The organism is Mycobacterium sp. (assembly GCF_965277065.1).
Taxonomy (GTDB): Bacteria; Actinomycetota; Actinomycetes; order Mycobacteriales; family Mycobacteriaceae; genus Mycobacterium.
The window spans coordinates 142,408-155,816 of record NZ_CBDIBT010000019.1 but is presented as its reverse complement, the minus strand read 5'-3'; the positions used below and the strand labels follow the sequence as shown (position 1 = coordinate 155,816).

The window sequence follows — 13,409 nt, the reverse complement described above, 5'->3', positions numbered from 1 at the left end:
CAGCCGTGTCCCAGATTTCCCGCGACGAGGTAGCCCATCTGGCCAAGCTGGCTCGGCTGGCGCTGACCGACGACGAGCTGGACAGCTACGCCGGCCAACTCGACGCCATCCTGACCCACGTCGGCCAGATCCAGGCCGTCGACGTCGCCGGCGTCGAACCGACGGACAACCCGCTCAAGGCGGTCAACATCACCCGCCCGGACCAGGTCGCGCCGTGCCTGACTCAGCAGGAGGCGCTCGCCGCAGCGCCTGAGGCCCTCGACGGCCGCTTCGCGGTTCCGCAGATTCTCGGAGAAGCGGAATGACCGACATCATTCGGCAGGACGCCGCCACGCTGGCCGCGAAGATCGCCACCAAAGAGCTGTCCTCGACCGAGGTCACCCAGGCCTTTCTGAATCAGATCGCGGCGACCGATGAGCGATACAGCGCATTCCTGCACGTCGCCGCCGATGCGGCGTTGTCGGCCGCCGCAGCCACAGACAAATCCCTGGCCGCCGGCGAGCAGCCGGCGTCGGCCCTGGCCGGGGTCCCGCTGGCGCTCAAGGACGTCTTCACCAGCGTCGACATGCCGACCACCTGCGGGTCGAAGATCCTCGAGGGATACCGCTCGCCGTACGACGCCACCGTCACCGCGCGGCTGCGCGCGGCCGGAATCCCGATCCTGGGCAAGACCAATATGGATGAGTTCGCCATGGGCTCTTCAACGGAGAACTCGGCCTACGGACCGACCCGCAATCCGTGGAACACCGACCGGGTGCCGGGCGGATCGGGAGGCGGTAGCGCCGCCGCGCTGGCGGCGTTCCAGGCGCCGCTGGCGATCGGCACCGACACCGGCGGATCGATCCGCCAACCGGCCGCGCTGACCGCAACCGTCGGAGTCAAACCCACCTACGGCACGGTGTCGCGCTACGGCCTGGTGGCCTGCGCGTCGTCGCTGGATCAAGGCGGGCCCTGTGCACGCACGGTGCTGGACACCGCACTGCTCCATCAGGTGATCGCCGGACACGACCCACGCGACTCGACGTCGATCCAGGCTGAGGTACCCGACGTCGTCGGCGCCGCTAAGCTCGGCGCCGCAGGCGATCTCAGCGGTGTGAGGGTCGGAGTGGTCCGGCAGCTGCGGGGCGAGGGTTACCAGTCCGGCGTGCTGGCGTCGTTCAACAAAGCTGTCGAGCAGCTGACCGCGCTCGGCGCCGACGTGTCCGAAGTCGACTGTCCTCATTTCGATCACGCCCTGGCCGCGTACTACCTGATCCTGCCGTCGGAGGTGTCGAGCAACCTGGCCCGCTTCGACGCGATGCGTTACGGGCTGCGCGTCGGGGACGACGGCAGCCACAGCGCCGAAGAAGTGATGGCGTTGACCCGGGCCGCCGGGTTCGGGCCGGAAGTCAAGCGACGCATCATGATTGGCACCTATGCGCTGTCGGCTGGCTACTATGACGCCTACTACAACCAAGCGCAGAAAGTGCGCACGCTGATCGCGCGTGACCTCGACACCGCCTACCAGTCGGTCGACGTGCTGGTGTCTCCGACGACGCCGACGACGGCATTTCCGTTGGGGGAGAAGGTCGACGACCCGCTGGCGATGTATCTGTTCGATCTGTGCACGCTGCCGTTGAACCTGGCCGGACACTGCGGAATGTCGGTGCCGTCAGGGTTGTCCGACGACGACAACCTGCCGGTCGGACTGCAGATCATGGCGCCGGCGCTGGGGGATGACCGGATCTATCGGGTGGGCGCAGCCTACGAGGCCGCTCGGGGCGCGCTGCCCTCCGCCATCTAGCGCGAGCAGACGCAGACTCGCGTGAAAATCGCCTGTCGCGTGCGATTCTGCGTCTGCTCGCGCCACCGCCCAGCACCCGGCAAGATGAGGGCATGCGGATCGGAATTCTCACCGGTGGCGGTGACTGTCCTGGACTCAATGCCGTCATTCGGGCGGTGGTGCGTACCTGCGATTCCCGTTACGGGTCGTCGGTGGTGGGGTTTCAGGACGGTTGGCGCGGACTGCTAGAGAACCGGCGGGTCCAGCTCGCCAACGACGATCGCAACGACCGACTGCTGGCCAAGGGCGGAACGATGCTGGGTACCGCCCGCGTCAATCCGGACCTGCTGAGGGCTGGCCTGGACCAGGTCAAGCAGACGCTGGATGACAACGGCATCGACGTCCTTATCCCGATTGGCGGTGAGGGCACGCTGACCGCCGCGCACTGGCTGTCCGAAGAAAACGTGCCGGTGGTCGGTGTACCGAAGACCATCGACAACGACATCGATTGCACCGACGTGACTTTCGGCCACGACACCGCACTGATGGTAGCCACCGACGCCATCGACCGGTTGCACAGCACGGCCGAGTCGCATCAGCGGGTGATGCTGGTCGAGGTGATGGGGCGGCATGCGGGCTGGATTGCGCTCAACTCCGGGTTGGCCTCCGGCGCGCACATGACGCTGATCCCCGAGCAGCCCTTCGACATCGACGAGGTGTGCCGTCTGGTCAAGCGACGCTTCCAGCGCGGTGACTCGCATTTCATCTGCGTGGTCGCCGAAGGCGCCAAGCCGGCTGAAGGCTCGATGGAGCTGGCCCAAGGCGGCACCGACGAGTTTGGTCACGAGCGGTTCACCGGTGTCGCCGCGCAGTTGGCGGTCGAAGTGGAGAAGCGGATCAACAAAGACGTCCGGGTGACCGTCCTCGGCCACGTTCAGCGCGGCGGTACTCCGACCGCCTACGACCGCGTACTGGCGACTCGGTTTGGCGTCAACGCGGCCGATGCCGCACACGCCGGCGAATACGGACAGATGGTGTCGCTGCGCGGCCAGGACATCGGCCGGGTGCCGCTAGCCGACGCGGTGCGTCAGCTCAAACTCGTTCCGCAGAGTCGCTACGACGACGCGGCGGCGTTCTTCGGCTGACAGGTCCGGGCGGCGATGGAACGGCTTCCCCGGTGGCCAATTAGAATTGTCGTCATGACTTCTGTGGCGAGCGTTCCCAGTGCTCCTGGGGGCGAACTCCTCGACTACGACGACGTGCTTGCGCACTACGAGCCGGTACTCGGCTTGGAGGTGCACGTCGAACTATCGACCGCTACCAAGATGTTCTGTGGCTGTGCCAACGAATTCGGCGCCGAGCCGAACACCCAGGTATGCCCGGTGTGCCTCGGCCTGCCAGGCTCGCTGCCCGTGCTCAACGAGGCCGCGGTCGAATCTGCGATCCGGATCGGCCTGGCGCTCAACTGCGATATCGCGCCGTGGGGCCGGTTTGCCCGGAAGAACTACTTCTACCCGGACCAGCCGAAGAACTACCAGATCTCGCAGTACGACGAGCCGATCGCGATTAACGGCTACCTCGATGTTCCGCTGGAAGACGGCACCACGTATCGAGTGGCGATCGAGCGGGCCCACATGGAAGAGGACACCGGCAAGCTGACCCACCTGGGCAGCGACACCGGCCGCATCGCCGGGGCGACAACATCGCTGGCCGATTTCAACCGGGCCGGCGTGCCGTTGATCGAGATCGTCACCAGGCCCATCGAAGGTACCGGCGAGCGGGCACCGGAGATCGCCCGCGCCTACGTCACCGCGCTGCGAGACCTGTTGCGCGCATTGGCAGTTTCCGACGTCCGGATGGACCAGGGTTCGTTGCGCTGCGACTCCAACGTGTCGTTGAAGCCAACGGGCGCAGCCGAATTCGGTACTCGCACCGAGACCAAGAACGTCAACTCGCTCAAGAGTGTCGAGGTAGCTGTTCGCTACGAGATGAGGCGCCAGGGCGCTGTTCTGGAGTCGGGTGGCCGAGTCATCCAGGAGACCAGGCACTTCCACGAGGACGGCTACACCAGCTCGGGTCGCACCAAGGAAACCGCAGAGGATTACCGCTACTTTCCCGAGCCCGACCTGGAGCCGGTCGCCCCCGACAGTGACCTCGTCGAGCGGCTGCGTCAGACCATTCCAGAGCTGCCATGGTTGCGCCGCAAGCGGATTCAGCAGGACTGGGGTATCTCCGACGAGGTGATGCGCGACCTAGTCAACGCCGGCGCTGTCGATTTGGTCATCGCGACCGTCGATCAGGGCGCACCCATCGAGCAGGCGCGCGCCTGGTGGGGCAACTTCCTGGTGCAGAAGGCCAACGAGGCCGGCATCGAACTCGATGAATTGTCTATCACCCCAACCCAAGTCGCCGCGGTCGTGGCTCTGGTGGACGAAGGCAAGCTCACGACCAAGATGGCCCGTCAGGTCGTCGAAGGTGTACTGGCCGGTGAAGGCGAGCCCGACCAGGTCATGACAGCTCGCGGCCTGGCCGTGGTGCGCGACGACTCGCTGATCAAGGCCGCGGTCGACGAAGCCCTGGCCGCCAATCCCGATGTGGCCGAGAAGATTCGCGGCGGCAAAGTGCAGGCCGCCGGCGCGATCGTCGGTGCCGTGATGAAGGCGACCAAAGGGCAGGCCGACGCGGCGCAGGTGCGCGAACTGGTGCTCGCCGCCTGCGGCTAGCCGGGCCTCAGAGCAGACCGCCGGTCAGCTCGGAGAGCAGTCCCGCCAGCGGGTTACCGACGCCATCCCAGCCGATAGCTTCCGCGATCGCCTGGTCCAGCCCGATCATGGAAGCGATCGGCCCGACCGCCGAGGTGGGAACGTCCAAAGTGGCACAGCCGATGCTGCAGTCTCCAAGCGTTTCGCTGAAGCCGATGCCGTTGAGCAGCGAGCCAGCCGGGCTGAGCAGCCCGCCCAAGTCGAGCACGAAATTCGCATCTGAGGCCGGCAACTGGGCGCCGAAATCGTTGAGCAGTGTCGACAGGTCGATGTTGCCGTAGCCGTTGAGGAATGCGTTGGTGACGTTTGCCGGCATGTTCAGCAATTCCTGGAGAGCCGTCATGTAGTCCGGCGTGGGGCCGGACAGCGCGGCGCCGATCGCGGTGACATCGTTGTCGAACTGCACGGTCGGCCCCAGTGTGGTGCCGATGTCCCCCCACAGCACCCCGCTCAGCGGTGACCCAACGAAATTGAGGTACGGCTCGACTTGGTTTGCGGCCGTCTGGCCGATGAGAAGCGCGAGGACGTCGATGTCCACGTGGGTGCATAGCGGACAGATCCCAATCGTGAACTGAAGCCCGTTGGTCAGGAGGTCAAGCAGACCGGCCTTACCCGGCAGGGGTATGTCAAAGAGATGGGCGCCCAGGAGGCTGATACCGATGTTGCTGGACGTCGGATCCAGCGACGGGTAGATGTACGGCTCGGGGTTGGTCGGCTCGAATGGCACGATGGCCGCGTTGCCCGCCGCCGTGAGGTCGCTGCTGATGCTCCGGGTGCCCTCGAAGTAGGTCGGTAGGTTGGCGGCGAACTGTTGCAGGTCGGGGAACGGGGCCGGGGCGAAGTGATCGTAGATATCGGTGGCGTTCGTCGATGCCAGCTGCAGGACATCCAGCCAATTGTTGGGGTCGAAGCTTGTCAGCTGAACCGCGCGGACCAGCGCATCGGGCGAGGCCGCGGCCACTGGCGTGACGGCGACAGCGTTGACGCCGACGAGGACGACGGCTGCGGTGATCAGGGGGCGAGTGGTGAGGTACACGACAGTCTCCTCGGCGACGGCCCCCTGCGATAGGTAGATGATAGCTGAGATCTTGCTGAGGGATACCTAAACGCGGAAGTCGCGTGGTCACTATGGTTGTCGACGATGACCAGCATCGACGATCAGCTCCGAGAGCAGACAGTGAACACCGTGCTCGGCCGAATTCGGCTGCAGGTCGGCGGATCTGGTTCGCCGATCGTCTTCTGGCCGAGCCTGCTGATGACCGGCGACATGTGGCATGGGGTGGCCGGCGAGCTCATCGCCCGCCGACAGGTGGTCCTCGTCGACCCGCCCGGCCAGGGCGGTAGCCAGCCGCTGACCGACTTCTTCAGCTTCGACGACTGCGCTCGCTGTGTCGCCGACATCCTCGACGGCCTCGGCCTCGAGAAGGCGCACTTCGTCGGCAACTCCTGGGGCGGCATGATCGGCGCGACCTTCGCCGCGACGTATCCCGACCGGGTCGGGGGATCGGTGCTGATGAACTGCACCGCCGGCCGGGCAAGTTTCCGCCAGAAAGTCGAGTTCGCGATCCTGCTTCGGGTGGCGAAATGGACGGGTGGGATCGGACCGCTGCTGAATCACTCGGTGCTGAAAGCGTTTTTGGGTCCGACCACCATGCGGGAGCGTCCTGACGTGGTGGCGCACGTTATCGGCACGGTGAAGTCCGCCGACATCGCGTCGGTGTCGTGGGCAGTCAAGAGCGTGGTTCCGCGCCGGCCTGACCAGCGGCCCCTGCTGGACCGGATCCACACGCCGGTGATGGTGGTCGGTGGGACCGAGGATGCGACGTTCCCGCCCCGCGATGCGATCGAGATGGCCAACGGCATCCCGGGCGCATCCGTTCGGATTCTCGACGGGGTGGCTCACCTTGCCGGCCTGGAGAACCCGCCCCTGGTGAGCGCGCTGATTGAGCGGTTCTTGTTCAGCGGCAGCGAAAGCGGCACTGCCGCAACGTAATTTCCGACCTATGTCTTGTCGTCGTTGGCCCGCGGGAAGCCGCCGCCCTGCGGGAACAGCGGGAACACCACATCATCCAACTTCTCGGCGTCGCCGCTGGTCTTGTTGATGGTCGCGCCCCAGATGTTGCCGTCGGGCGACATCCGCAGCGCCCACGCGTGTCCGTGTGTGTCCTGGCGGACGACGTCGGGTGGACCGGTGACGGCGCCGGTGCCCTGCGCGAGGTGGACCGCCACCGTCTGCTTGGTGTTGACCAGGTTGACCAGAATGGTGCCGTCCAGCGCCGCGCAGCCACCGACCCCAGGCCGGTCCGGCCACGTCCAGACCGTCGAAACCTTGGAGTCTTTGGTGATTCGCTGCAACCGGTCTGAGGTAGGCGTCCGGTCGACGACGAAAAGCGAGCCGTCGACAGGATCGGTGCACATGCCACCGCCCACGCCTATGCCGCGCAGTGCCGTCGTCGGCGGCGCCTGGTTGATCGTGGTGGGCTGCTCGATGCGAATCACCTTGCCCGCCAGCGATGCCGGGTCGTTGGCAATCGCGGGGTTACCCGCGTCGCCGGTCATTACAACCAGCGTGGTCGGGCTGGTGAACAGCAAAGCACCGGTATTCCCGTTGCCGCCCTTGGGAATTCCGGTCAGGATGTCTTTGGGCGTGTCGCCGTCGGCGACGCGGATGACGCGGTTGTCGGTGGGCGTACTGATGTAGGCATACATCAACCGGTCCTGCGAGTACGTCGGTGAGAGAACGATGTCCATCAACCCGCCGTCACCGGCCGGGTCGACCGGGATGACGGTCTTGACCTTCGGCTCGGCGCTCACCGATACCTCTTTCACCGCGCCCGTGGTCCGTTCGGCCACGAGCGCCGACTTGCTGTCCGGCTGCATCAGCAGGCCGCTGGTGCTCTCCAGACAGCCCTGCATCACCCCGGGCGCGGGACATTCCTTGGGGAACGGCTTGTCAGGCAGCGGCGGCGGAGGGGGTGGCGTCGAACTCGGCGCGCCGTGCCGCTCGGGCTCGGTGGTGAACGGTTGCGACTGCACGTCGTTGAACTGGGCACAACCAGCCAGAACGAGCATCGCCGAGCAGAGCACAGGCATGCCGCGCCGCCCCGACCACCACAACCGCATAGCTGCCAGATTACGGATACGTTCGCGCTTGCGCCCGTGACGGGTACCGCGCAGCGCCCGCATTTGTCCGCAAACGCCGGCGCGTGCCTCACGACGCGCAAATCGCAACCGCGAAAGCGCCGCTCAAATCCCCGATTCGGCAGAATTTGCCCTTACCCTGGCACGGGTGAGCAGTCAACCGAATGACGCACATTGGCAACGACAGGACTCCTCGGCGGTGCCGACTCCGGCGCGGCCGTCGTCCGCGAGCCTGGTCGACCCCGAGGACGATCTGCCGTCGGACACCTACGCGGGCGATTTCGAGACGACGATGATTCCGCACTACGACGCTGCTGACTCCGGCAGTGTCCGGTCGTCGAGCAGCGGGTTCGGGCTGATCGGCGGCAGGCAGGAGCCCTTGCCGTATCAGCCTCAGCCCACCGGTCAGCATGCGATCTTCGCGTCCGACGGCATCGACGAGCACGAGCACCACGACGACGTGGCGATGCGCGCCGCCGACCGCCGCGGCACCCAAGACCTCGGCCTGCTGATTCTCCGAGTCGGCCTCGGTGCCGTCTTCGCCGCGCACGGGCTGCAGAAGTTGTTCGGCTGGTGGGGCGGGGAAGGCCTGAACGGCTTCAAGAACCAGCTGTCCGACATCGGCTACCAGCACGCCGACATCCTCACGTACGGCGCGGCCGGCGGCGAGATTGCTGCGGGCGTGCTGCTGTTACTCGGACTGTTCACGCCGCTGGCGGCGGCGGGCGCGCTGGCCTATCTGACCAACAGCCTGATCGCCGGGATGGCAGCACAGCACAACCCGCGCTCGTTCCCGTACTTCCTGCCCAACGGGCACGAATACGAGATCACGCTGATCGTGCTCTCGACCGCCGTGATCCTGGCCGGACCAGGACGTTACGGCTTCGACGCCGGTCGCGGCTGGGCACGTCGACCGTTCATCGGATCGTTCGCCGCCCTGGTGGTGGGTATCGGCGCTGGTGTGGGGCTGTGGATCCTGCTCAACGGCGCGAACCCGGTGAGCTAATCCGCGTACGGGTTGGGGACGCGGCCTGCGCTGGCCCGGGTCAGCTGCGGCAGGGTCGCGAAGGTGACAGCGGGTAGTCGCAGCTGGTGTCCATTCTCCAGTTGGGCGCGGGCCCATGAGCCTTTGTTGAATCGCAGGCCGACGATCTCCTCCCAGCGCACCGACTGGCTGCCGAGCAGCGTACGCACGGTGACTCCGGTGTCGTCAGCCTCGGTCCGAAGCCGCACGATCAACGCCGACAGCACCACCGGGATGATCAGCAGGGGAGCGGACGCCGGCCACGTCTGCACCGGGATGAGTAGGCCGAGGGCGAAGAAGCCCACCGCGATATGCGCCATCGGTGAGATGCTGAGCACCACCGGCGGTGCGGGCGCCGCTTCCTGCGACGAATCTCCTGCCATGCAAGCATCATGGCATCGACGCCTGACCTGGGTCGCCCCCGGAATCTGGCGGCTGCCGGGATTTGACGTTTGACCAGTACGGCGGCTACCGTCGTGGGGCGATGAACACTTCTGGAGAGCTCGTAGTAATCCGCCTGCGCGTTGGTGCCTGACTGATCAAGCCAGACCAACGCGCAACCCTCGTGCAGCTGCTGAGCTGACGGGGGTTTTTTGTTGCCCGTCGACTTTCCAGAGCAAAAGCAGAACCAAGCAGTGACAAAGAGGGACAGAGGACACCGTGAGCGCACCCACCAGATCGCACTCCGAGCCGCAGACACCGGCACCGAAGCCTGCGTCGCCGGATGTGGCTCGTATCGCCACAGATGCGGCCAAGTCCGCCGCCAAGCCGCCGACGGTTCGGCCGAAAAATGTTGCGCCTGAGCAACTTAACGGTGCGCAGTCGGTAATCCGCTCACTGGAGGAGCTCGGCGTCGAGGTCATCTTCGGGATCCCTGGCGGTGCCGTGCTCCCGGTCTACGACCCGCTTTTCGACTCTGAGAAGCTGCGGCACGTCCTGGTCCGCCACGAGCAGGGCGCCGGCCACGCGGCCAGCGGTTACGCCCACGCCACCGGCAAGGTCGGCGTGATGATGGCCACCTCTGGTCCCGGAGCCACCAACCTGGTGACCCCGCTGGCCGACGCGCAGATGGACTCCATCCCGGTTGTCGCGGTGACCGGCCAGGTCGGGCGTGCGCTGATCGGGACGGACGCCTTCCAGGAGGCCGACATCTCCGGCATCACCATGCCGATCACCAAGCACAACTTCCTGGTTCGCAACGGCGACGAGATCCCGCGGGTGATGGCGGAGGCGTTCCACATCGCCGCCAGCGGACGCCCCGGCGCGGTGCTGGTCGACATCCCGAAAGACGTGCTGCAAGCGCCGTGCTCGTTCAGCTGGCCGCCGCAGATGGATCTGCCCGGCTACAAGCCGAACACCAAACCGCACAACCGCCAGATCCACGAAGCGGCCAAGCTGATCGCTGCCGCCCAGAAGCCGGTGCTCTACGTCGGCGGCGGGGTCATCCGCGGCGAGGCCACCGAGCAGCTGCGCGAACTGGCCGAGCTGACCGGCATCCCGGTGGTTACCACGCTGATGGCGCGCGGCGCCTTCCCCGACAGCCACCGCCAACACCTCGGCATGCCGGGCATGCACGGCACGGTCGCGGCGGTCGCCGGGCTCCAGCGCAGCGACCTGTTGATCGCACTGGGCACCCGTTTCGACGACCGGGTCACCGGGCAGCTCGACTCGTTCGCGCCCGAGGCCAAGGTCATCCACGCCGACATCGACCCTGCGGAGATCGGCAAGAACCGGCACGCCGACGTGCCGATCGTCGGTGACGTCAAGGCCGTCATCACCGCGCTGATCGAAGCGCTGCGCCACGATGATGCGCATTCGAAGAGCGAGATCACCGACTGGTGGACCTACCTCGACGACGTGAAGTCCACCTACCCGTTGAGCTACGGGCCGCAGAGCGACGGCAGCTTGAGCCCGGAGTACGTCATCGAGAAACTGGGCGAGATCGCCGGTCCCGATGCGGTGTACGTCGCGGGCGTCGGACAGCACCAGATGTGGGCCGCGCAGTTCGTCTCCTACGAGAAGCCCCGAACCTGGCTCAACTCAGGCGGTTTGGGCACCATGGGCTATGCGATCCCGGCGGCGATGGGCGCCAAGTTCGCCCGTCCCGACGCCGAGGTGTGGGCCATCGACGGCGACGGTTGCTTCCAGATGACCAACCAGGAGCTGGCCACCTGCGCTATCGAAGGCGCACCGATCAAGGTGGCGTTGATCAACAACGGCAACCTCGGCATGGTGCGCCAGTGGCAGACCCTGTTCTACGGGCAGCGGTACTCGCAGACCGACCTGGCCACCCACTCGCGCCGGATCCCCGACTTCGTCAAGCTGGCCGAGGCGCTCGGTTGTGTCGGATTGCGTTGCGAGCGTGCAGAGGATGTGGCAGACGTCATTGCCCAGGCCCGCGCGATCAACGACCGTCCGGTTGTCATCGACTTCATCGTCGGCGCCGACGCGCAGGTCTGGCCGATGGTGGCCGCCGGGACCTCGAACGATGAGATCCAGGCCGCTCGCGGCATTCGCCCGCTGTTCGACGACGGAATCGAAGGGCACGCATAATGACAGGAACGACGACCACGCACACCCTTTCGGTGTTGGTCGAAGACAAGCCCGGTGTGCTGGCCCGTGTCGCGGCGCTGTTCTCGCGGCGCGGGTTCAACATCGAATCGCTGGCAGTGGGCGCCACCGAGCAGAAAGACATGTCGCGGATGACCATCGTCGTCTCCGCCGAGAGCACCCCGCTCGAGCAGATCACCAAGCAGCTCAACAAGCTGATCAACGTCATCAAGATCATCGAGCAGGACGACAACAACTCGGTGTCTCGTGAGCTGGCGCTGATCAAAGTCCGCGCCGATGCCGGGAGCCGCAGTCAGGTGATCGAAGCGGTGAACCTGTTCCGCGGCAAAGTGATCGACGTGTCGCCGGAATCGCTGACCATCGAGGCCACCGGCGACCGCGGCAAGCTGGAAGCACTGCTGAAGGTGCTCGAGCCGTTCGGCATCCGGGAAATCGCCCAATCGGGAGTGGTCTCACTTACCCGGGGACCACGCGCCATCGGGACCGCCAAATAACCCAATCAGTTCGAAAAGCCAATAACGAAGGAGACATTCACGTGGCTTTGGAGATGTTCTACGACGACGACGCCGACCTGTCGATCATTCAGGGCCGCAAAGTCGGTGTGATCGGCTACGGCAGCCAGGGCCACGCGCACTCGCTGAGCCTGCGCGACTCCGGTGTCGAGGTTCGGGTCGGCTTGAAGGAAGGCTCGAAGTCGCGCGGCAAGGTCGAGGAGCAGGGCCTGACCGTCGACACCCCCGCCGAGGTGGCCAAGTGGGCCGACGTGATCATGCTGTTGGCGCCCGACACCGCGCAGGCCGACATCTTCAAGAACGACATCGAACCCAACCTCAAAGACGGCGATGCGCTGTTCTTCGGTCACGGGCTCAACATCCACTTCGACCTGATCAAGCCGCCCGGCAACGTCACCGTCGCGATGGTCGCACCCAAGGGCCCGGGGCACTTGGTCCGTCGTCAGTTCGTCGACGGCAAGGGCGTTCCCGCGCTGATCGCGGTCGACCAGGACCCGACCGGCACCGGCGAGGCGCTCGCGCTGTCCTACGCCAAGGCCATCGGCGGCACTCGCGCCGGCGTCATCAAGACCACCTTCAAAGACGAGACCGAGACCGACCTGTTCGGTGAGCAGGCCGTGTTGTGCGGTGGCACAGAGGAATTGGTGAAGACCGGTTTCGACGTGATGGTCGAGGCGGGCTACCCGCCGGAGATGGCCTACTTCGAGGTGCTGCACGAGCTCAAGCTGATCGTCGATCTGATGTACGAGGGCGGCATCGCCCGGATGAACTACTCGGTGTCCGACACCGCCGAATTCGGCGGCTACCTGTCCGGCCCGCGCGTGATCGATGCCGACACCAAGGAGCGTATGCGCGCGATCCTGCGCGACATCCAGGACGGCAGCTTCACCAAGAAGCTGGTCGCCAACGTCGACGGCGGCAACAAGGAGCTCGAGGGTCTGCGCAAGGAGAACGCCGAGCACCCGATCGAGGTCACCGGCAAGAAGCTGCGCGACCTGATGAGCTGGGTCGACCGGCCGATCACAGAAACTGCCTAGCACCCAAGCTTCGTCGAGATCGACGTTAGCGCAACAAGTTTCGGCGTGTCGTTGCACTACCGTCGATCTCGACGTTCGGGTGGGTCGACGCGGATGCCGAACACCGGCTGCCGGACCCCGCCGTTGCTGAACTCCGCGCACCACGGCCGATGTCCGTGTTCGTCCGGCCAGACCAGCTGTAGGGCCCGCAGATCGGGGCCGTAGAAGTTGGCCGCGAATTTCAGGTGCGCGCTCGGGTGTTGCACCTGGACGAAATCGAGCAGGAGCTCACCGCCGATCAACATCCGCTCACCGGGTACCGGCCGCCCACCCTTGAGGAGATATTCGCCGACGGTGGTGAGCACAAGGTTCGCCCGCTCTGGCGGCATCCCCGTCACCAACAGCTCGGGCAGGCCGCGCTCGTGTAATCCGATCGTGTAGGCGAACGACATGTGGCCGCTGACGTATTGCACGATCCAACCATTCTCTTTCACCTTCTCGTAGATGAGCTCCATCCACTCCTGCATGGTGGAATCCGGGTGATCGCATTTCCAGCACATGTGCCATTCCTCCTGTCGTAGTGCTTGCCGACAGCATTCACCGGGGCACCGACACCCATAG

13 protein-coding genes are annotated in these 13,409 nt (G+C 65.7%); 9 read left to right on the top strand and 4 right to left on the bottom strand.

The window, feature by feature from the left end:
- Positions 1-5: 5 nt before the first annotated feature.
- From gatC to gatB, 4 genes are all read left to right on the top strand, one after another.
- Positions 6-305: an Asp-tRNA(Asn)/Glu-tRNA(Gln) amidotransferase subunit GatC gene (gene gatC, locus ACQY5A_RS17895; RefSeq protein ID WP_428341689.1), complete on the top strand. Its 300-nt coding sequence runs from the start codon at positions 6-8 to the stop codon at positions 303-305.
- A complete protein-coding gene (gatA, locus tag ACQY5A_RS17890) occupies positions 302-1,783 on the top strand; it encodes an Asp-tRNA(Asn)/Glu-tRNA(Gln) amidotransferase subunit GatA (protein WP_428341688.1) in 1,482 nt (493 codons plus the stop codon). The genes gatC and gatA overlap by 4 nt, the downstream gene beginning before the upstream one ends.
- A gap of 92 nt (positions 1,784-1,875) precedes the next feature.
- Positions 1,876-2,907 carry an ATP-dependent 6-phosphofructokinase gene (locus ACQY5A_RS17885; protein WP_428338535.1) on the top strand — a complete coding sequence of 344 codons (1,032 nt, stop codon included), beginning with the start codon at positions 1,876-1,878 and terminating at the stop codon, positions 2,905-2,907.
- 54 nt (positions 2,908-2,961) lie between these two features.
- Positions 2,962-4,485 carry an Asp-tRNA(Asn)/Glu-tRNA(Gln) amidotransferase subunit GatB gene (gene gatB / locus ACQY5A_RS17880; protein ID WP_428341687.1) on the top strand — a complete coding sequence of 508 codons (1,524 nt, stop codon included), beginning with the start codon at positions 2,962-2,964 and terminating at the stop codon, positions 4,483-4,485.
- Between the two features lie 7 nt (positions 4,486-4,492).
- Here the strand turns inward: gatB and ACQY5A_RS17875 are convergent, their stop codons facing one another.
- On the bottom strand, positions 4,493-5,560 hold the full coding sequence (locus tag ACQY5A_RS17875; RefSeq protein WP_428341686.1) for a hypothetical protein: 1,068 nt from the start codon (positions 5,558-5,560) through the stop codon (positions 4,493-4,495).
- A 105-nt stretch (positions 5,561-5,665) separates the two neighbouring features.
- Here ACQY5A_RS17875 and ACQY5A_RS17870 point away from each other — a divergent pair, with 105 nt between their 5' ends.
- Entirely contained in the window at positions 5,666-6,517 is an 852-nt protein-coding gene (locus tag ACQY5A_RS17870) for an alpha/beta fold hydrolase (protein WP_428341685.1), read from the top strand.
- 8 nt (positions 6,518-6,525) lie between these two features.
- Here the strand turns inward: ACQY5A_RS17870 and ACQY5A_RS17865 are convergent, their stop codons facing one another.
- Positions 6,526-7,647, bottom strand: coding sequence for a PQQ-dependent sugar dehydrogenase (locus ACQY5A_RS17865; protein ID WP_428341684.1), 1,122 nt, complete (start codon positions 7,645-7,647; stop codon positions 6,526-6,528).
- Positions 7,648-7,813: 166 nt separating this feature from the next.
- Here ACQY5A_RS17865 and ACQY5A_RS17860 point away from each other — a divergent pair, with 166 nt between their 5' ends.
- Entirely contained in the window at positions 7,814-8,671 is an 858-nt protein-coding gene (locus tag ACQY5A_RS17860) for a DoxX family protein (RefSeq protein ID WP_428341683.1), read from the top strand.
- On the opposite strand, the gene ACQY5A_RS17855 is transcribed toward ACQY5A_RS17860, so the two are convergent.
- Positions 8,668-9,072 (bottom strand): PH domain-containing protein, encoded by a 405-nt coding sequence (locus tag ACQY5A_RS17855; RefSeq protein ID WP_428341682.1) that lies wholly within the window; start codon positions 9,070-9,072, stop codon positions 8,668-8,670. The genes ACQY5A_RS17860 and ACQY5A_RS17855 overlap by 4 nt on opposite strands.
- A gap of 352 nt (positions 9,073-9,424) precedes the next feature.
- On the opposite strand from ACQY5A_RS17855, the gene ACQY5A_RS17850 reads away from it, so the two are divergent.
- Genes ACQY5A_RS17850 through ilvC form a run of 3 tightly spaced genes read left to right on the top strand, consistent with a single transcriptional unit; the run spans position 9,425 to position 12,809 of the window.
- On the top strand, positions 9,425-11,242 hold the full coding sequence (locus tag ACQY5A_RS17850) for an acetolactate synthase large subunit (RefSeq protein WP_428343219.1): 1,818 nt from the start codon (positions 9,425-9,427) through the stop codon (positions 11,240-11,242).
- Complete coding sequence (gene ilvN, locus ACQY5A_RS17845; RefSeq protein WP_428341681.1) at positions 11,242-11,754, top strand: acetolactate synthase small subunit; 513 nt, start codon at positions 11,242-11,244, stop codon at positions 11,752-11,754. Before ACQY5A_RS17850 ends, ilvN begins: the two co-directional genes overlap by 1 nt.
- 53 nt (positions 11,755-11,807) lie before the next feature.
- On the top strand, positions 11,808-12,809 hold the full coding sequence (ilvC, locus tag ACQY5A_RS17840) for a ketol-acid reductoisomerase (protein ID WP_428343218.1): 1,002 nt from the start codon (positions 11,808-11,810) through the stop codon (positions 12,807-12,809).
- A gap of 56 nt (positions 12,810-12,865) precedes the next feature.
- Here ilvC and ACQY5A_RS17835 read toward each other — a convergent pair whose 3' ends face one another.
- A complete protein-coding gene (locus ACQY5A_RS17835; protein ID WP_428341680.1) occupies positions 12,866-13,348 on the bottom strand; it encodes a DUF4262 domain-containing protein in 483 nt (160 codons plus the stop codon).
- Positions 13,349-13,409 lie beyond the last annotated feature (61 nt).